Source organism: Burkholderia pyrrocinia (assembly GCF_001028665.1).
Lineage (GTDB): Bacteria > Pseudomonadota > Gammaproteobacteria > Burkholderiales > Burkholderiaceae > Burkholderia > Burkholderia pyrrocinia.
In genome coordinates, this window is the sequence record NZ_CP011503.1 from 642,056 (window position 1) to 660,504 (window position 18,449).

18 protein-coding genes are annotated in these 18,449 nt (G+C 68.6%); 6 read left to right on the top strand and 12 right to left on the bottom strand.

All coding sequences use genetic code 11. The annotated features are described in order from the left end of the window. Positions 1 to 167: 167 nt before the first annotated feature. The 8 genes from ABD05_RS03000 to ABD05_RS03035 all read right to left on the bottom strand — a co-directional run bounded on the left by ABD05_RS03000 (position 168) and on the right by ABD05_RS03035 (position 8,532). A complete protein-coding gene (locus ABD05_RS03000) occupies positions 168 to 1,277 on the bottom strand; it encodes an ABC transporter ATP-binding protein (protein WP_047898892.1) in 1,110 nt (369 codons plus the stop codon). A gap of 54 nt (positions 1,278 to 1,331) precedes the next feature. Then, positions 1,332 to 2,060 (bottom strand): HAD family hydrolase, encoded by a 729-nt coding sequence (locus ABD05_RS03005; protein ID WP_047898893.1) that lies wholly within the window; start codon positions 2,058 to 2,060, stop codon positions 1,332 to 1,334. Continuing rightward, positions 2,057 to 2,908 (bottom strand): carbohydrate ABC transporter permease, encoded by an 852-nt coding sequence (locus ABD05_RS03010; RefSeq protein WP_047898894.1) that lies wholly within the window; start codon positions 2,906 to 2,908, stop codon positions 2,057 to 2,059. The genes ABD05_RS03005 and ABD05_RS03010 overlap by 4 nt, the downstream gene beginning before the upstream one ends. After that, entirely contained in the window at positions 2,905 to 3,852 is a 948-nt protein-coding gene (locus tag ABD05_RS03015; RefSeq protein ID WP_047898895.1) for a carbohydrate ABC transporter permease, read from the bottom strand. Before ABD05_RS03015 ends, ABD05_RS03010 begins: the two co-directional genes overlap by 4 nt. A gap of 114 nt (positions 3,853 to 3,966) precedes the next feature. Next, the gene (locus ABD05_RS03020; RefSeq protein ID WP_047898896.1) at positions 3,967 to 5,292 is read right to left on the bottom strand and encodes an ABC transporter substrate-binding protein; all 1,326 of its coding nucleotides are present in this window, start codon (positions 5,290 to 5,292) and stop codon (positions 3,967 to 3,969) included. Between the two features lie 61 nt (positions 5,293 to 5,353). Then, positions 5,354 to 6,715: a D-tagatose-bisphosphate aldolase, class II, non-catalytic subunit gene (locus ABD05_RS03025; RefSeq protein ID WP_047898897.1), complete on the bottom strand. Its 1,362-nt coding sequence runs from the start codon at positions 6,713 to 6,715 to the stop codon at positions 5,354 to 5,356. Further along, entirely contained in the window at positions 6,703 to 7,659 is a 957-nt protein-coding gene (locus ABD05_RS03030; protein ID WP_047898898.1) for a sugar kinase, read from the bottom strand. Before ABD05_RS03030 ends, ABD05_RS03025 begins: the two co-directional genes overlap by 13 nt. A gap of 96 nt (positions 7,660 to 7,755) precedes the next feature. Beyond that, positions 7,756 to 8,532: an L-iditol 2-dehydrogenase gene (locus ABD05_RS03035; protein WP_034178892.1), complete on the bottom strand. Its 777-nt coding sequence runs from the start codon at positions 8,530 to 8,532 to the stop codon at positions 7,756 to 7,758. A gap of 328 nt (positions 8,533 to 8,860) precedes the next feature. On the opposite strand from ABD05_RS03035, the gene ABD05_RS03040 reads away from it, so the two are divergent. From ABD05_RS03040 to ABD05_RS03055, 4 genes are read left to right on the top strand one after another with little or no spacing between them, the layout of a single operon-like run. Beyond that, complete coding sequence (locus ABD05_RS03040) at positions 8,861 to 9,322, top strand: Fur family transcriptional regulator (protein ID WP_011546084.1); 462 nt, start codon at positions 8,861 to 8,863, stop codon at positions 9,320 to 9,322. 46 nt (positions 9,323 to 9,368) lie between these two features. Further along, positions 9,369 to 10,283, top strand: a complete 915-nt coding sequence (locus tag ABD05_RS03045; protein ID WP_047898899.1) for a metal ABC transporter solute-binding protein — start codon at positions 9,369 to 9,371, stop codon at positions 10,281 to 10,283. Positions 10,284 to 10,297: 14 nt separating this feature from the next. Beyond that, positions 10,298 to 11,185 carry an ABC transporter ATP-binding protein gene (locus ABD05_RS03050; RefSeq protein ID WP_047898900.1) on the top strand — a complete coding sequence of 296 codons (888 nt, stop codon included), beginning with the start codon at positions 10,298 to 10,300 and terminating at the stop codon, positions 11,183 to 11,185. Continuing rightward, the gene (locus ABD05_RS03055) at positions 11,178 to 11,960 is read left to right on the top strand and encodes a metal ABC transporter permease (RefSeq protein ID WP_047898901.1); all 783 of its coding nucleotides are present in this window, start codon (positions 11,178 to 11,180) and stop codon (positions 11,958 to 11,960) included. The genes ABD05_RS03050 and ABD05_RS03055 overlap by 8 nt, the downstream gene beginning before the upstream one ends. A 113-nt stretch (positions 11,961 to 12,073) precedes the next feature. Here ABD05_RS03055 and fghA read toward each other — a convergent pair whose 3' ends face one another. The 3 genes from fghA to ABD05_RS03070 all read right to left on the bottom strand — a co-directional run bounded on the left by fghA (position 12,074) and on the right by ABD05_RS03070 (position 15,836). Further along, positions 12,074 to 12,922 carry an S-formylglutathione hydrolase gene (gene fghA / locus ABD05_RS03060; RefSeq protein WP_047898902.1) on the bottom strand — a complete coding sequence of 283 codons (849 nt, stop codon included), beginning with the start codon at positions 12,920 to 12,922 and terminating at the stop codon, positions 12,074 to 12,076. 16 nt (positions 12,923 to 12,938) lie between these two features. Further along, positions 12,939 to 14,045, bottom strand: a complete 1,107-nt coding sequence (locus tag ABD05_RS03065; protein WP_034178897.1) for an S-(hydroxymethyl)glutathione dehydrogenase/class III alcohol dehydrogenase — start codon at positions 14,043 to 14,045, stop codon at positions 12,939 to 12,941. A 324-nt stretch (positions 14,046 to 14,369) separates the two neighbouring features. Beyond that, on the bottom strand, positions 14,370 to 15,836 hold the full coding sequence (locus tag ABD05_RS03070) for an FGGY family carbohydrate kinase (protein ID WP_047898903.1): 1,467 nt from the start codon (positions 15,834 to 15,836) through the stop codon (positions 14,370 to 14,372). A 3-nt stretch (positions 15,837 to 15,839) separates the two neighbouring features. On the opposite strand from ABD05_RS03070, the gene ABD05_RS38495 reads away from it, so the two are divergent. After that, complete coding sequence (locus ABD05_RS38495; protein WP_162489608.1) at positions 15,840 to 16,280, top strand: hypothetical protein; 441 nt, start codon at positions 15,840 to 15,842, stop codon at positions 16,278 to 16,280. A 5-nt stretch (positions 16,281 to 16,285) separates the two neighbouring features. After that, positions 16,286 to 17,662: a nucleobase:cation symporter-2 family protein gene (locus tag ABD05_RS03075; RefSeq protein WP_047898904.1), complete on the top strand. Its 1,377-nt coding sequence runs from the start codon at positions 16,286 to 16,288 to the stop codon at positions 17,660 to 17,662. Between the two features lie 133 nt (positions 17,663 to 17,795). Here ABD05_RS03075 and ABD05_RS03080 read toward each other — a convergent pair whose 3' ends face one another. Then, positions 17,796 to 18,359 (bottom strand): chloramphenicol phosphotransferase CPT family protein, encoded by a 564-nt coding sequence (locus ABD05_RS03080; RefSeq protein ID WP_047898905.1) that lies wholly within the window; start codon positions 18,357 to 18,359, stop codon positions 17,796 to 17,798. Positions 18,360 to 18,449 lie beyond the last annotated feature (90 nt).

Below are 18,449 nucleotides of genomic sequence, written 5' to 3' on the forward strand. Positions count from 1 at the left end.
GCCGCGGCGCCCGCCCTTCACGCCGCCGCGCGCGACGCCGGAAAACGGTGCCGACGCGCGCCCCACGCGCCGGGCCCCGCAGTCGTCGGGCCGCCATCCGATGCTGAAGCGGCGCGCGTTCGTCGATTACATGGCCGCACCCCTGCACTTCCGACCACAGCCGGATATCACGCCGCCTTCGCGTGCGCGCCGAGCCGGCGCAACGCCTGCCCGTGCTCGTCGAACAGATGGCAGTGCTCGGCCTGCGCGTGCACGCGCAGCGCCTCGCCGGTGCGATACGTATCGAGCGGCGGAATCCGCGCGATCAGCCCGTCCGGCGCGACCGCCGACTCCGCGTACAGATACGCGGCATCGCCGAGCGACTCGACGGCCATCGTCCGCGCGGCAACGCCCGCGGCCGCCGTGCCGACCAGCAGGTGCTCGGGGCGCACGCCGACGGTCACCGCGGCACCGCGCTGCAACCCGGCCGCTTCGACCGCGACGCGCTGCGTCTCGCCCCTGTCGAAACGCACGAGCACGCCGCCCGCATCGACCGAGTCGACCGTGCCCTTCAGGAAGTTCATCTTCGGCGAACCGATGAAGCCTGCGACGAACAGGTTCGCCGGCGCGTGATACAGCTCGTTCGGCGTGCCGACCTGTTGCACCGCGCCGCCCGACAGCACGACGATCTTGTCCGCGAGCGTCATCGCCTCGACCTGGTCGTGCGTCACGTAGATCATCGTCGTCTTCAGCTCGTCGTGCAGCCGCGCGAACTCCAGCCGCATCTTCACGCGCAGCGCGGCGTCGAGGTTCGACAACGGCTCGTCGAACAGGAACACCTTCGGCTTGCGCGTGATCGCGCGGCCGATCGCGACGCGCTGCCGCTGGCCGCCCGACAGCTGTTTCGGCTTGCGGTCGAGCAGGTGATCGATGTGCAGGATCTTCGCCGCGTTCTTCACGGCCTGGTCGATCTCGGGCTTCTTCGCACCCGCGAGCTTGAGGCCGAACGCCATGTTGTCGTACAGCGTCATGTGCGGGTACAGCGCATACGACTGGAACACCATCGCGATGCCGCGCTTCGCGCTCGGCACGTCGTTGACCTTCGCGCCGTCGATCAGCAGGTCGCCGCTCGAAATATCCTCGAGACCCGCGATCATCCGCATCAGCGTGGATTTGCCGCAGCCGCTCGGGCCGACGAACACGACGAATTCGCCGTCGGCGATGTCGAGGTTCACGTTGCGCAGCACTTCGGTTTCGTCGTAGCGCTTCGCGATGTTGCGCAGGAGCACGCTTGCCATGATCTGTCTCCGTTCGTTCGTGATGCGCCGCCTTCGGGCGGCGCGCAATCGTTGCTAGTTCGGCAGCACCGCGCCCGTCGCCTGCCAGCGCGCGACGTAACCGGGCAGCTCGTGCATGTCGTCGAATACGTGACGCGCGCCGATCCCGCGCAGCGCGTCGATCTGTGCGGCCGACGCATGCCCGCCGCCGACGAAGCCGAGCACGGTCATGCCGGCCGCGGCCGCCGCGGTGATGCCGGTCACGCTGTCCTCGACGACAAGGCACTGCGCGGGCGCGACGCCGAGCGTGCGCGCGGCCGCGAGATACACGTCCGGCGCCGGCTTCGGCCGCGCGACGGAATCCGCGCAGAACAGCCGGTCGCCGAAGAAGCGCGCGAGGCCCGTGCGCGCGAGCGCCGCCTCGACGTAGGCACGGTAGCTGTTGCTCGCGCAGGCCGTCGTCAGTTGAATCGCGCCGAGCGCCGCGTCGATGCCTTCGACCATCGGCGCATTGACGGCCGCCGCCTCGACCGCGCGGCGGATCGCATCGACGTCGTCGGCCGACAGCGTGCGGCCGACAGCGTCGCCCGCACCCGCCAGCACGCGCTCGATGCGCAGCCCGAGCAGCGGCATCACGGCCGGCCGCGCATCGACGCCCGGCCAGCGCGCATCGAGTTCGCGCACGATCACGTCGGCGGCGACGGCCTCGCTGTCGATCAGCACGCCGTCGCAATCGCAGATCAGCACGTTCGCACCGTGACAGGCTGCGCCTTCGTCGGTAGCACCTTCGTCGGCCCCGCTCATTTGACCGCCCCGAACGTGAGCCCGCGCACGAGCTGCTTCTGCGACAGCCAGCCGACGATCAGGATCGGCGCGACCGCGAGCAGCGAGGCGGCGGACAGCTTCGCCCAGAACAATCCTTCGGGGCTCGAGTACGACGCGATGAACACGGTCAGCGGCGCCGCGTTCGAGCTCGACAGGTTGATGCTCCAGAACGCCTCGTTCCACGACAGGATCACGAGCAGCAGCGCGGTCGACGCGAGCCCCGGCAGCGCCATCGGCATCAGCAGGTAGACGATCTCCTGCCACGTCGATGCGCCGTCGATGCGCCCGGCTTCCAGGATGTCCTTCGGGATCTCGTTGAAGTACGTGAAGGTCATCCACACCGCGATCGGCAGGTTGATCAGCGTGTAGACGATCACGAGGCCCGACACCGTGTCGAGCAGCCCCGCGTTCTTCCACAGCAGGTAGATCGGCACGAGCACGCCGACCGACGGCATCATCTTCGTCGACAGCATCCACAGCAGCACCTTCTGCGTACGGTGGTTCGGGAAGAACGCCATCGCATACGCGGCCGGCACCGCGAACAGCAGCGAGATCACCGTGACGCCCGCCGAGATCAGCACCGAATTCCATGCGAACGAGAAGTAGTTGCTGCGCGCGAACACCTCGCGGAAGCTGTCGAGCGTCGGCATGAAGAACAGCGTCGATGCGTACGCCTGCTGCTCGGTCTTGAACGCGGTGATCGCCATCCAGAAGATCGGGAAGAACAGCAGCAACGCGATCAGCCACGCGAGCGCGCCGGGCAGCGCGCGCCGCACGAGGTCGAACACGGCCGGCACGCGCCGGCCTTCGAAGGTCAGGTCGCTCATTTTTCGTACTCCCCCTTCAGGTTGCGCGCGAGCATCCGCACGAGGAAGAACGACACGACGTTCGCGACCACGACGGCGATGATGCCGCCCGCGGACGCGAGGCCGACGTCGAACTGCTGCAGGCCGAGCGCGTAGATCAGGTACGACAGGTTGGTCGTCGCGTTGCCGGGGCCGCCACCGGTCGTCGTGTAGATCTCCGCGAAGATCGACAGCAGGAAAATCGTCTCCATCATCACGACCACGGCGATCGCGCGCTTCAGGTGCGGCAGCGTGATGTAGAAGAACATCGCGATCGGGCCCGCGCCGTCGATGCGCGCGGCTTCCTTCTGCTCCTGGTCGAGCGACTGGATCGCGGTGAACAGGATCAGGAACGCGAACGGCAGCCACTGCCACGCGACGATGATGATCACCGCGGTGAGCGGGTAATCGGCGAACCAGTCGATCGGCGTCATCCCGAGCGCGCGCATCGCGTTCGCGACGAGCCCGTACACCGGGTGCAGGATCATGTTCTTCCAGATCAGCGCGGATACCGTCGGCATCACGAAGAACGGCGCGATCGCGAGCAGCCGCGCGATGCCCTGCCCGTAGAACTTGCGGTCGAACAGCACGGACATCAGCACGCCGCCGATCACCGTGATCGCGAGCACCGCGCCGATCAGCACGAGCGTGTGCCAGATCGCGGGCAGGAACGATGGATCGGTCGCGAGGAAGCGGTAGTTGTCGAGCCCCGCGAAACCCTTCACGTCCGGGTTCAGCAGGTTGTAGCGCGAGAACGAATACCAGATCGTCATCGCGAGCGGGATCGACATCCACAGCAGCAGCACCGCGACGGACGGCGAGACGAGCCAGCTCGCGCCGCCGCGCGCGCGGCGCGGCGCGCCCGGCGGCGACGACGCGTCGCCGACCGACGGCGCGTGACTCAGGGGAAGACGCAGGTGACGCATGATCGGGGTCCCTCCGGTTGATGCGCGGGCGCGAACGGCCTGCCCGCCTTTCAGCTTCGCCGGCCCGCACCGTGCACGACGGCGCACGGCGCGGGCCGCGTGACTGCTTGCGTGTTACTTCTTGTAGCCGGCCTGCCGTACCGCGCGGTCGGCGGCGGCCTGCCCGGCGGCGAGCGCCTGGTCGACCGTCATCTGGCCCGCAACCGCACCCGCGATCGACTGGCCGACCACCGTGCCGAACGACTGGAATTCAGGAATCCCGACGTACTGCACGCCCGTGTACGGCACCTTCTTCAGCGACGGATCGTTCGGGTCGGCCGTCTCGATCGCCTTCAGCACGAAGTCCGAGAACGGCGCGGCGGCCTTGTACTCGGGGCGCTGATAGGTCGACGTGCGCGTGCCCGGCGGCACCGACGCCCAGCCCTCGTCCTTGCCGGCCATCTCGATGTACTGCTTCGACGTCGCCCACGCGATGAACTTGCGCGCGGCGTCCTGCTGCTTCGACGTCTTCGGCACGGCCAGCGCCCACGCCCACAGCCAGTGCGAGCCCTTCGGCGTGACGGCGACCGGCGCGGGCGCGAAGCCGATCTTGTCGGCGACCTGCGACTGCTGCTTGTTATAGAGCATCCCGGCCGCGACCGTCGCGTCGATCCACATCGCGCACTTGCCCGACGCCGTCAGCGTCAGGTTCTCGTTGAAGCCGTTCGAGCTCGCTCCCGGCGGGCCGTCCTTCTTCAGCAGGTTCACGTAGAACGTGATCGCCTTCTTCCATTCCGGCGACGTGAGCTGCGCGTTCCAGTTCTCGTCGAACCAGCGCCCGCCGAACGTGTTCACGACCGTCGACACGAACGCCATGTTCTCGCCCCAGCCGGCCTTGCCGCGCAGGCAGATCCCGTAGGTGCCCTTCGACTTGTCCGTGAGCTTGTCCGCGAACTCGGCGATCTGGTCGTAGGTCGGCTGGTCGGGCATCTTCAGCCCCTTCGCCGCGAACAGGTCCTTGCGGTAGAACGTCATCGAGCTTTCCACGTAGAACGGCAGCGCATAGAGCTGGCCGTTGTACGACAGGCTGTCGCGCGCGGTCTTCACGATGTCGTTCAGGTCGTAGTCGGCGGGCAGGCCCGTCATCGGCGCGAGCCAGCCGCGCTTGCCCCACTGCGGCGTCTCGTAGGTGCCGATCGCCATCACGTCGAACTGGCCGCTGCCGGTCGTGATGTCGGTCGTCGCGCGCTGGCGCAGCACGTTTTCCTCGAGGATCACCCAGTTCAGCTTGATGTCGGGGTTCGCCTTCTCGAACGCCGGCGACAGCTTCTTCAGCTCGATCATGTCGGGGTTGTTCAGCGTCGCGATCGTCAGCGTGCCCGCGGACGCGGCGCAGGCGGCCGTCGCGAGCGCGGCTCCGGCGAAGCAGCGTGCGGCGGCGTCGAGCATCTTTCGTTGCATGGCATGTCTCCTGTGTTTGTTCGAAGTGTCGTCGGTCTTGCGTCGTTTCCTTCGCGGCCCGTCACGCCGGCCGCTGCATTCCGCACGCGCGCGCATAGTGCGCGATCACGTCGCGTATCCGGTGGCGCACCCACGCACGCGGCTCCTTCGCGAGCCCGCCCGCGCGGCACGCCGCGTAGACATCCGGCAGCCACTGCGCGACGAGCGTCTCGGGCACCGGCTGCCGCGCGAGGTTGCCGAACAGCTGCTCGACCGCGGCCGCGACGGCCGGCTGCAGCCAGTAGTAGCGAATGCGGTCGCTGTAGCTGAACTGGCGCGCGAGCCGCTGCTCGGTCTCGTCGCCGCGGTAGTACGGCGCCCAGTGCTGGGGCTGCGCGCGCATCGCCGCGTCGACGACGTCGCGTAACCGCGAGCGCTGCGCGACGTCGTCGATCAGCGCATCCTCGATGAACGTCAACGCGAACAGCGCCTCGCGCAACGCGAACGTCAGCGCGGGGCCGACCTTCAACACCGCGAAGTGATCGCGCACGAGTGCGGCGAGCGCACCCTCGGTCTGGTAATCGGTCGAATGCGCCTCGAACACGAGACGCGGTGTATGCAGGATACTCGCGCCGAGTGACGCTGCCTTGGCGCTGTCGTAGTCGAGCACGTGACGATCGTCGAAGTCGACGCCCGGCTGCGCGACGACCGCGACGACGCGCGTCCATGCGTCGTCGAGCCCGGCCGCCGCGAAGGCGCGGCGGTGCGCGTCGAGCGTCGCCGCGATGCTGTCGCTGCGCGTGACCGCGATCTGCGCGATCGCCGCGCCGTTCGCATCGCCCGTATTGCCGCTGACCTCGCCGCCCGGCGTCGGCACCTCGGTGCCGATCACGTAGACGGGCGCGACACCGGCGCGCGACGCCGCGTCTTCCGCCACGCGGCACAATTCGGCCGCGCGTGCGGCGATCGTGCGGTCGTCGAGCCGCGCCGGATCGTCCGCGCACGCCATGCTCGCATCGAGGTGGATCTTTTCGAAGCCGGCTTCGACATAGGCGGCGACCATCGCGCCGGCTTCGCGCATCGCGTCGGCCGCGCGGCGTTGCCGCCACGGGTTCGGGCCGAGATGATCGCCGCCGAGCACGAGCGCCGACTGCGCGAGCCCGCAGCGCGCGGCGATCGCATCGACGTCGCGGCGGAAATCGGCGGGCGTCATGCCCGTGTAGCCGCCGAGATGGTTCACCTGGTTGCAGGTCGCCTCGATCAGCAGCGGCGAGCCGTCCGCGCGCGCGGCTTCGCACGCGGCCTCCAGCACCAGCCGGTGCGCGCTGCAGATCGAATAGATGCCGCGCTGCGCGTCCGCGCGGTTCGCGTCGAAGATCATCCGCAGCACGGCATCCGCGTGCGCGGTGCGCGGGCGTTCTGCGAGGGTCGTCAGGCCGGACATGCAATACCTCGTTCGGTCAGGAAACGGTCGATCTCGGCCGCGCTGCTGTTGCCTTCCATCGGGCCGCGCCGCGTGACCGCGATCGCGCCGGCCGCGTTCGCGCGGCGCAGCGCGACATCGATCGGCATGCCCGCGACGAGGCTCGCGACCAGCGTGCCGCCGAAGCAGTCGCCGGCGCCGGTCGGGTCGATTTCGTCCACCGCGCAAGCGCCGGCCTCGACGCGGCTCGCGCGGTCGAACGCGACGCTGCCTTCCGCGCCGCGCTTCAGCACGACGCGCTCGAGCAGCGGATGCGTCGCGAGCAGGCCCGCAATCGCGCGCTCGGCCGGCTGCGGCCCGCAGAAGAACGGCAGGTCGGCTTCGCTCGGCAGGAACAGGTGGCAGGCGGCGAGCATCTGGTCGAGCGCCGCGCGCATCGGGCGGAAGCTCAGCATCTCGGGGCGCACGTTCGGATCGAACGACACCTTCGCACCGGCGCGCGCGGCCTCGATCACGCCGCGCTGAACCGCCGCGATCGCCGATTCGCTCGTCAGCGACGAACCCATCACGTGGAAGTAACGACAGCCGTCGAACATCGCCGTATCGACGTCGGACGCATCGACGCACGCGGCCGCGCTGGTGGACAGACTGAAGACGAAGCTGCGCGAACCGTCGTCGCGATACGCAACGAACGCGGTGCCGGTCGGGCGCGCGACGCGGCGGATGCGCGCGACATCGACGCCGTCCTGTTCGAGCCGCGCGACGATCGCGTCACCGAACGCGTCGCGGCCGACGCAGCCCGCATACGCGACGCGCGCGCCGAGCCGTGCGGCCTGATCGGCAAAGATCGCGGGCGCGCCGCTCGGGAACGGACCGGCGAACAGGCCCGGCGTATCGAAACCCTGGCCGCGCTCGGCGGCGACGAATTCGGCGAGCAGTTCGCCGGCGACGACGATCTCGGCCATCAGGCGTGCCCTCGTCGTGCGACGGCGGCCGCGGCGTGCGGCGCTGCCGCGTCGTTGCGGGCCGGCAGGCAGGTTGCGCGTGCGAGCGGCGCCACGTCAGCTCATCCAGTTGCCGCCGTCGACGTTCAGCGTCTGGGCGGTGATGTAATCGGCGTCGGCCGACGCGAGGAACAGCGCGGCGCCCGTCAGGTCGCCCGGCACGCCCATGCGGCCGAGCGGCACGGCTTCGCCCACGAGCCGCTTCTTCTCGCCGAGCGGCCGGTTCTCGTAGCGCGCGAACAGCGCATCGACCTGCTCCCACATCGGCGTGTCGACGACGCCCGGTGCGATGCCGTTCACGTTGATCCGGTGCGGCGCGAGCGCAAGCGCGGCCGACTGCGTGTAGCTGATCACCGCGGCCTTGGTCGCGCAGTAGTGCGAAACGAGTGCCTCGCCACGACGGCCGGCCTGCGACGACATGTTGACGATCTTGCCGCCGCGCCCCTGCTCGACCATCCGCTGTGCGACGGCCTGCATCAGGAAGAACAGCCCTTTCACGTTGACCGCGAACAATCGGTCGAACACGTCCCACGATTCGTCGAGGATCGGGCGCATGTCGAACAGCGCCGCGTTGTTGAACAGGATGTCGACGCCGCCGAAACGCTCGACGGCGGTGGCGACGATCCGCTCGATATCGTCGCGGCGCGTGACGTCCGCGGTGACGGCCACCGCGCGGCCGGGGTTCGCCTCGATGAGCCGCGCGAGCGAGCCGCCCGCCGGCTTCACGTCGACGAGCACGCAGCGCGCGCCTTCGTCCAGATAGCGTTGCGCGACCGCCTCGCCGATGCCGCTTGCGGCGCCCGTCAGGATCGCGACCTTGTCTTCCAGTCTCACTGGCTGTCTCCGGTTCGTTCTGCTGTACGACGGTCGCGAGGTGAGCGAACGCTCGCCGACCGATCAATTGCTCTGTTGTTGATCGAATGATCGGATACGCGATTCGCGCTGTCAAGGCGACGTGACGGCTTTCTATGACGCGCTGCGGCACAACGGCGCGTGCCGACGGCCCGCGGCGCACGCCCGGCAAGGCGCGGCGCGCGCGGTGCGGTGCGGCCGGATCGGCGATGAAGGGGACGGAGCTTGGACGGAACGGGGAATTCGCGCTGCACGGCGCGGCGATACGTTATATCATCGCGATACTCTGTTTCACTGCCTGCTTCACGCCATGGCTACCTCATCGTCCATTGACGCCCGGCTGTCCCGGGCCGACGCATTCGCCGCCGAGCACGGGCTCGCGTGGACGCCGCTGCGCCGCCAGGTCTACGAACGCGTGCTGGCCGCGCAGCGCCCGATCGGCGCGTACGACCTGCTCGCCGAACTCGAGCCGCAGCGCGGCCGCGTGCCGCCCACGACCGTCTATCGCGCGCTGGATTTCCTCGTCGAGCACGGTTTCATCCATCGGATCGAATCGAAGAACGCGTTCTTCGCGTGCTGCGAGATCGGCGTGCCGCACGAAGGCCAGTTCCTGATCTGCGATTCGTGCGGCGACACCGTCGAGATTCCCGGCGGCGACCTCGCGAAGCAGTTGTCCGCGAGCGAGCCCGCGCACGGTTTCGAAGTCCACCACCAGGTCGTCGAGCTGAGCGGCCTGTGCGGGCATTGCAAGCGCAAGCCCGCGCAGCGCTGACGCCGCATCGCGCGGCGCATGCGCCGCCCTTCCAACGAGGAGTTTCATGTCCATTGCATTGAAGCGCGCGCCGCGGCGCGCCCTGTCGCCTGTCCGCTGGCTTGCCGCCGCTGCCGCCGCGCTGTCGCTCGCGGCGCCCGCGTTCGCGCAGGCCGCGACCGTCAACGTCGTCGCCGCCGAGAATTTCTACGGCGATGTCGCGTCGCAGATCGGCGGCCGACACGTCGCGGTAACCAGCATCCTCAGCAATCCCGACCAGGATCCGCACCTGTTCGAAGCGAGCCCGAAGACCGCTCGCGCACTGCAGCACGCGCAGGTCGTGATCTACAACGGCGCCGACTACGATCCGTGGATGGGCAAGCTGCTCGGCGCGTCGAAGCAGGCGAAGCGCGCGACGATCGTCGTCGCCGATCTCGTCGGCAAGAAGGCCGGCGACAACCCGCACTTGTGGTACGACCCGGCGACGATGCCGGCCGCCGCGCGCGCGATCGCCGCCGAGCTCGGCCGCGCCGACCCGGCGAACAAGGCCGACTACGACGCGAACCTGCAGAAGTTCGTCGCGTCGCTGAAGCCCGTCGACGACAAGGTCGCCGCGCTGCGCGCGCAGTACAAGGGCGTGCCGGTGACGGCCACCGAGCCCGTGTTCGGCTACATGGCCGACGCGATCGGGCTCGACATGCGCAACCAGCGCTTCCAGCTCGCGACGATGAACGACACCGAGGCGAGCGCGCAGGACGTCGCCGCGTTCGAGAACGACCTGCGCAAGAAGCAGGTGCGCGTGCTGATCTACAACAGCCAGGCCGAAGCGCCGATGACCAAGCGCATGCTGAAGATCGCGCGCGACGGCGGCGTGCCGAGCGTCAGCGTCACCGAGACGCAGCCGGCCGGCAAGACCTTTCAGCAATGGATGGCCGGCCAGCTCGACGCGCTCTCCGCCGCGCTTTCCGCCGGCAAGAAATAAGCGACCGTAACGACATGACCGCCACTCCCCACGCACTCGCAGTCGATCGCGTCACGCTCGAACTGGGCGGACGCACGATCCTGCGCGACGTCAGCTTCTCGATCGAACCCGGCGAATTCGTCGGCGTGCTCGGGCCGAACGGCGCGGGCAAGACGACGCTGATGCGCGCGGTGCTCGGCCTCGTGCCCGTCTCGGCCGGCACGCTGTCGGTCGGCGGCGTGCCGGTCGTGCGCGGCAACGCGTCGATCGGCTACATGCCGCAAATCAGGAGCGGCCTCGCGAACCGCCGGATGCGCGGCTACGACTTCGTCGCGATGGCCGCCGACGGCCACCGCTGGGGGCTGCCGCACACGAACGCGGCAACGCGCCGCGACGTCGACCGCGTGCTCGACCTCGTCGGCGGCCCGTCGCTCGCGCGCCGGCCGCTGTCGGAACTGTCGGGCGGCGAGCGGCAGCGCCTGCTGCTCGCGCAGTGCCTGCTCGGCAGCCCGAAGCTGCTGCTGCTCGACGAACCGCTGATCAGCCTCGACCCGAACCACCAGCGCGGCGTGGTCGAACTCGTGCGCAACGTGCAGCGCGAGCTCGGCATCACCGTGCTGTTCTCCGCGCACGAACTGAACCCGCTGCTGAACGCGCTCGATCGCGTGCTGTATCTCGGCAACGGCGTCGCGGCGCTCGGCACCGTCGACGAGGTGATCACGAAGCCCGTGCTGTCGCGGCTCTACGGGTCGCCGATCGACGTGATGCGCGTGAACGGCAAGATCTTCGTGATGTCGGGCGACGTCGAGATCGAGAAGCACGACCACGAACACGAGGACGACGACGGCCACTCGCACGGCGGCGGCGGACACGGCCATCACCACCACGGACACGCTCATCCCGGGCATTCGCACGATGTTTGAATACGACTTCATGATCAACGCCTTCGCGGCGTCGGGCATCGTCGCGGTGCTCGCGGGCATCGTCGGCTACTTCCTGGTGCTGCGCGGGCAGACCTTCGCCGGCCATGCGCTGTCGCACGTCGGCTTCACCGGCGCGACGGGCGCGGTGCTGCTCGGCATCTCGCCGATCTGGGGGATGGTCGGCTTCACGCTCGCGGCCGGGATCGGGATGGGCGCGCTCGGCGAACGGCTCGCGGGACGCGACGTCGCGATCGGCGTGATCCTGTCGGGCGCGCTCGGCTTCGGCCTGCTGTTCCTGCATTTCTATACGTCGTTCGCGACCCAGGTGACCGCGCTGCTGTTCGGCAACGTGCTCGCGGTCAACCACGACACGCTTGCGGTGCTGGCCGGCATCGGCGCGGTGAGCCTCGCCGCGCTCGCGCTGATCGCGCGGCCGCTGCTGTTCGCGTCGCTGCAGCCCGAACTGGCCGAAGCCAAGGGCGTGTCGCTGCGCACGGTGTCGATGCTGTTCCTCGCGGTGTGCGCGCTCGCAGTGGCCGCGGCGACGCAGATCGTCGGCGTGCTGCTCGTGTTCACGCTGCTGGTCGGGCCGGCGGCGGCCGCGCAGAACGTGTCGACGCGGCTGTCGACGGGCGTGCTGCTCGCCGCGCTGTTCGCGCTGTTCGAAGCGTGGGCCGGTATCACGCTCGCCTATCACACCGACTGGCCGACGAGCTTCTGGATCACCGCGCTGTCCGCGCTCGTGTACGGCGCGAGCCTGTTGCGGCGCCACTGATCGCCGCTCGATGCCAAAAGAAAACGCCGGCGTGCCCGAGGGCAGCGCCGGCGTTTTTTTATGCGCCCGCGATCGCGTGCAGCAATGCGTGCGTTACCTGCTTCCCTTCCCGCTCATCGTGCAAGCACGCGCGCGTGATGCGCGATGTGATCGGCGATGAACGTCGAGATGAAGTAGTACCCGTGGTCGTAGCCCGCATGACGGCGCAGCGTCAGCGGCTGACCGGCCTTCGCGCATGCGGCTTCGAACACGTCGGGGTTCAGCTGGTTCGCAAGGAATTGATCGGCGAGGCCCTGGTCGACCAGGATGCCGTCCGCGAACTTCGGCGCATCGGCGCGCGCAACGAGTTCGCTCGCGTCGTGCGCCTTCCACGTGTCGCGATCGTCGCCGAGATAACCCGAGAACGCCTTCTCGCCCCACGGGCAGCGCGTCGGCGCGGCGATCGGCGCGAACGCCGACACCGACCGGTACAGGCCGGGATGGCGCAACGCGAGCGTCAGCGCACCGTGGCCGCCCATCGAGTGACCGAAGATCCCGAGCCGCGCGCCGTCGATCGGCAGCTCGGCCGCGACGAGTTCGCGCAGCTCGCCCGTCACGTACGACTCCATCCGGTAATGCGCGGACCACGGCGCTTCGGTCGCATCGACGTAGAAGCCCGCGCCGACCCCGAAGTCCCATGCATCGGTCTCGCCCGACACGCCCGCGCCGCGCGGGCTCGTATCGGGCATCACGAGCGCGACGCCGTGCTGCGCCGCATATTGCTGCGCGCCGGCCTTGATCGCGAACGTCTCGTCGGTGCAGGTCAGCCCCGCGAGATAGAACAGCGCCGGCACGCGGCCGTGCGCGGCCTGCGGCGGCAGGTATACCGAGAACTTCATCGGCAGCCCGATCGCCGCCGAATCGTGACGGTAGAAGCGCTGCTCGCCGCCGTGGCACGCATGCGAGGAAACGAGTTCGAGCATGACGGTGCGCTCCCGGTCAGTACAGCACGACCGAGCGGATCGACTCGCCCTGCTTCATCAGGTCGAAGCCTTCGTTGATCCGCTCGAGCGGCAGCGTGTGCGTGATCAGGTCGTCGATGTTGATCTTGCCTTCCATGTACCAGTCGACGATCTTCGGCACGTCGGTGCGGCCGCGCGCGCCGCCGAACGCCGAGCCCTTCCACTCGCGGCCCGTCACCAGCTGGAACGGACGCGTGCTGATTTCCTCGCCGGCCGCGGCCACGCCGATGATGAACGACTGGCCCCAGCCCTTGTGCGTGCACTCGAGCGCCTGGCGCATCAGCTTCACGTTGCCGACGCATTCGAACGAGTAGTCGGCGCCGCCGTCGGTCAGCTGCACGATGTGGTCGACGACGTTCTCGACTTCGTTCGGGTTGATGAAGTGCGTCATCCCGAACTTCTTCGCGAGCTCGACGCGCTTCGGGTTGATGTCGACGCCGATGATCTTGTCCGCGCCGACCATCTTCGCGCCCTGGATCACGTTCAGGCCGATCCCGCCGAGGCCGAACACGACGACGTTCGCACCGGCCTCGACCTTCGCCGAGTAGACGACCGCGCCGACGCCCGTCGTCACGCCGCAGCCGATGTAGCAGATCTTGTCGAACGGCGCGTCCTCGCGCACCTTCGCGACCGCGATCTCCGGCACGACGATGTAGTTCGAGAACGTCGACGTGCCCATGTAGTGGAACAGCGGCTTGCCGTCGAGCGAGAAGCGCGACGTCGCGTCGGGCATCAGGCCCTTGCCCTGCGTCGCGCGGATCTTCTGGCACAGGTTGGTCTTGCGCGACAGGCAGAACTTGCACTCGCGGCATTCCGGCGTGTAGAGCGGAATCACGTGGTCGCCCTTCCTCACGGTGCCGACGCCCGGGCCGACGTCGACCACCACGCCCGCGCCTTCATGGCCGAGGATCGCCGGGAAGATGCCTTCCGGATCGGCACCCGACAGCGTGTAGTAGTCGGTGTGGCAGATGCCCGTCGCCTTCACTTCGATCAGCACTTCGCCGGCGCGCGGCCCTTCGAGATCGACTTCCTCGATCGTCAGCGGTGCGCCCGCCTTCCATGCAATCGCGGCTTTCGTTTTCATCGCGTCACTCCTGTCTGTCAATTGGGTCGCCCCGGGATGGCGCTGCAGCGCCTGTATCGCCCGGGGTCAGTGCTTCAACACTGGTGTCGGCCGGAGCCGGTGCTTCAGCACCGACTCCGGCCCCACGCCTTGCATCCGGTCCCATGCTTCGCACCGGGCCCCGTTCAAAGCGGTCGAAACCATGCCGCCCGACCTCGCGTGCGACACGGCAAAAGCATCTCGTGCTCGCCATGATGGCCGGTCCCGCCGCGCACCGCGTGCGGGAATCGGTCGCCGGCTTGCCACGATGCGTCATCGCTGACGCAAAAGAACAAGTGTCCGAGTTTAAACGCCCGTCGTGAACCATGCATCCGTGCGCGCGTACAGATCGACGAAGCGTGCGTGGCGCGCGGCCAGCAGGCGATCGTCGCGCGGCGCGGCGACCGGCGATGCGGCCGGCGCCAGCGCGTGCAACGCATCGTCGCGCCAGTGTCCGATCGCGACGCCCGCGAGCAGCGCGGCGCCGCGCGTCGCGGCATTCGGGCAATCGATCGCGTGCAGCGCCGCGCCGAGCGCATCGGCAAGCAACTGGCGCCAGCGCGGATCGACCGAGCCGCCGCCCGCGAGACGCAGCGTCGTCACCGGGTCGCGACGATCCGCATCGCGGATCGCATCGAGCCCCGCGCGCAACGCGAACGCGACGCCTTCGAACGCGGCGCGCATCATCGCGCCGCGCGTGTCGCCGAGCCCGAGGCCGAGCCAGCCGCCGCGCGCATCGGGGTTCATCCACGGCGAACGCTCGCCGGTCAGGTAGGGCAGGAAACACAACCGCTCGGAAGCCGGTTGCGCGAACGCATCGTCATACGCATCCGCCCATCCCGAATAGCCGAGCCAGCCGCGCACGGCTTCGAGCGCGAGCCCGACGTTCTGCATCGCGGCCATCGTGTAATAACCGCCGCCGGCCGCCGCGCGATAGCGATGCAGCCCGCGCCGCGCGGGCGGCAGCGCATCCGCGAGCACGACGATCTGCCCGCCGCTGCCCGTCGTCAGCAGCGCGTCGCCGGCCGCAGCGAGCCCGCTGCCGAGCGCCGCGCATGCGGTGTCGGCCGCGCCCGTCGCCAGCGGCACGCCGGCAGGCAGGCCGAGCGCCGCGGCCGCCTGCGCGCCGAGTACGCCGCAGCGCGCAGTCGACGCAAGGACCGGCGCAAACCGGTCGGTCGGCAAGCCGAGCGCGTCGATCAATGGCGTATCCCATGCACCGTCGGGCGTCGCGAGCGCGGTCGCGCACGCATCGCTCGGATCGGCGGCAACGTCGCCGCCGAGCGCGATGCGCAACCAGTCCTTCGGCTGCACGGCCCAGCGCGCGGCGCGCAGCGCAGCGGGTTCGTGCGCGGCCAGCCAGCGCAACAGCGGGCCCGCCATCCCCGGCGCGACCGGGTTCGGAGCGGCGGGCGTTCCCGCGACGGGCAATCCGGCGCCGGGCCAGCCGGCCGCGTCCGCTTCGTGCACCGCGCGCGTGTCGGGCCACAGCAGCGCGGGCCGCACCGGCTGCCCGTCCGCATCGATCAGCACGACGCCATGCATCTGGCCGGAGAAGCCGATCGCCACGACCTGCGCGCGCTCGCCGGCCGGCAGCCGCGCGGCCGCGCGCACGAGCGCCTGCCACCACGCGTCGGGCGCAATCTCGGCCCAGCCGGGCTGCGGCGACGACAACGCATAGGGTTCGCTCGCGACCGCGCGCTCGACGCCATCGGCATCGAGCGTGACGAGTTTGACGGAGCCGGTGCCGAGGTCGATTCCGAGCAGGCGCATGACGTGACGGTGAATTCGAATGAACGGATGTCGATGATAACGGGATCGCGATGCGCGCCCCGGCTTTTGCGGTCGGCGCAGCGTCATGCGATGCAGGAAAGCCGCGGTCGGCCGCCGGGTTTCACCGGGCTGCACCTTGCGTGCAAAAGCGGCCGTTCGCGGGTTAACCCGGCGCGATTTTTCGACACCCCTTTTTGCCACTATGCGCCCTTCCCGATACACACCATAAACCAGCCGATATTTGGCACGGGGGCCGGCGCTATTTTGAAGGGCTATAAAACCGGGGAACCTCACTCCTGCGGCAGTTTCCCGATGATCGACACCCTGTTGCATGCCGAATTGGCATATCGAACCAGCAAAGAACGGAATAGTACCCAGCGCTCTTGTTGCGCGGATTCATTCCGCATAACTTCGTATCACCCCGAAAACAAGATCATGGAGTGAGACAGATGCAATCGAACACGGTCCATCCGTGCGATGAGGTGCTGCCGACCGGCAAGCTGGTAACGCTTGGCCTGCAACACGTCCTCGTCATGTACGCCGGCGCTGTCGCCGTGCCGCTTATCGTTGGCGGCGCGCTCAAGCTGCCGAAAGACCAGATCGCGTTCCTGATCAGCGCCGATCTGTTTTCGTGCGGCATCGCGACGCTGATCCAGACGCTGGGCCTGTGGATCTTCGGGATCCGCCTGCCCGTCATCATGGGCTGCACGTTCGCGGCAGTCGGCCCGATGATCGCGATCGGCACGAACCCCGGCCTCGGCATTCTCGACATCTTCGGCTCGACCATCGCGGCCGGCATCATCGGCATCGTGCTGGCGCCGATGATCGGCAAGCTGTTGCGGTTCTTCCCGCCGGTGGTCGTCGGCACCGTGATTGCCGTGATCGGGCTGTCGCTGATGGAGGTCGGCATCAACTGGGCGGCCGGCGGCGTCGGCAACCCGGAATACGGCAGCCCCGTCTATCTCGGCCTGTCGCTGCTCGTGCTCATGCTGATCCTGCTGATCAACAAGTTCGGCCGCGGCTTCATCGCGAACATCTCGGTGCTGCTCGGCATCGTCGCCGGCTTCGCGATCGCGTTCGCGATCGGCCGCGTCAACACGGAAGGCGTGTCGCTCGCGCCGTGGGTCGGCTTCGTGATGCCGTTCCACTTCGGCTGGCCGCACTTCGACCCGCTGTCGATCGCGACGATGGTCACCGTGATGTTCGTCACGTTCATCGAATCGACCGGCATGTTCCTCGCGGTCGGCGACATGGTCGATCGTCCGGTCGACCAGGATCGCCTCGTGCGCGGCCTGCGCGTCGACGGCCTCGGCACGCTGATCGGCGGCATCTTCAACTCGTTCCCGCATACGTCGTTCTCGCAGAACGTCGGCCTGATCGGCGTGACGGGCGTGAAGAGCCGGTTCGTGTGTGCAACGGGCGGCGTGATCCTCGTGCTGCTCGGCCTGTTCCCGAAGATGGCGCAGGTCGTCGCGTCGGTGCCGCCGTTCGTGCTCGGCGGCGCAGGCATCGTGATGTTCGGGATGGTGGCGGCGAACGGCATCAAGGTGCTGTCGAAGGTCGACTTCGTGAACAACAGCCACAACCTGTTCATCGTCGCCGTGAGCATCGGCATGGGCCTCGTGCCGGTCGTGTCGCCGCACTTCTTCTCGAAGCTGCCGCCCGCGCTCGCACCGATCCTGCACAGCGGCATCCTGCTGGCATCGGTAACGTCCGTGATCCTGAACATCGTGTTCAACGGCGTGAAAGGCGAAAAGGATGCGCGCTGCGACATCCGCCGCGCCGGACACGACTTCGACGGGCGTCCCGCCGACGTGCACCACTGATCGCGCCGCGCCGGACGACGGCGCAACGCGGTAACGAACAACGCCGCGGCATGCCGTGGCGTTTTGCTTGGCGGGACCATCGCGGCAACGGCGCCCTTGCTGCGCGGGCGGGTGTTTCAGGAGCAACCCGGCATCAGCTCCCGTGCAGCGCCAGCGCCAGCGCGACCTGTCGCGCGCAGGCTTCCGGCGTGGCCTTGCTGGTGTCGACAGTCACGTCATAGGTGACGCCCGCGTGCACCCGGTCGTACTGCCAGCGCGCCAGCCCCGCGACACGATCGCCCCGTTGCCGCTCCCTTTCCTCGAGGACCTCCAGCGGACAGTGGACGCCGACCATGCTGACCGTAAACGGCGCCAGCAAACGGGCGTATTCCGCTTTCTCGTCGCCCAGCAGAACGTCGTCGACAATCAGATGGTTTCCCTGGTTCGCCAGCGCGACGACGGCGTGTCGCATCCCCTGCATCGCTCGCCGGGTAACCGGCCCGCTACTTATCGATACGACATCCTTGCCGTCCTCGATGAACGACGAAAAGGTGAATCCGTCCGCATCGTTCAGGTAACGCGCGGGCAGCATGCCGAGAAACGCATCCATCTGGACATGCAGGAACGGGGTGTCCAGCATGGCCTGGAGCGCATGCGCGAGAGACGTCTTGCCTGAGCTTCCCACGCCGTTGAGCAGGATGATTCGGGGCGTTTTCATGCAGCGAGTGTACCTGCGTGCGTTGAGCCGCGTCGATCGGCGTCGCGCAACGAACTGCGTGACCGGACCCGCCGCACCGGGCATGGTTGC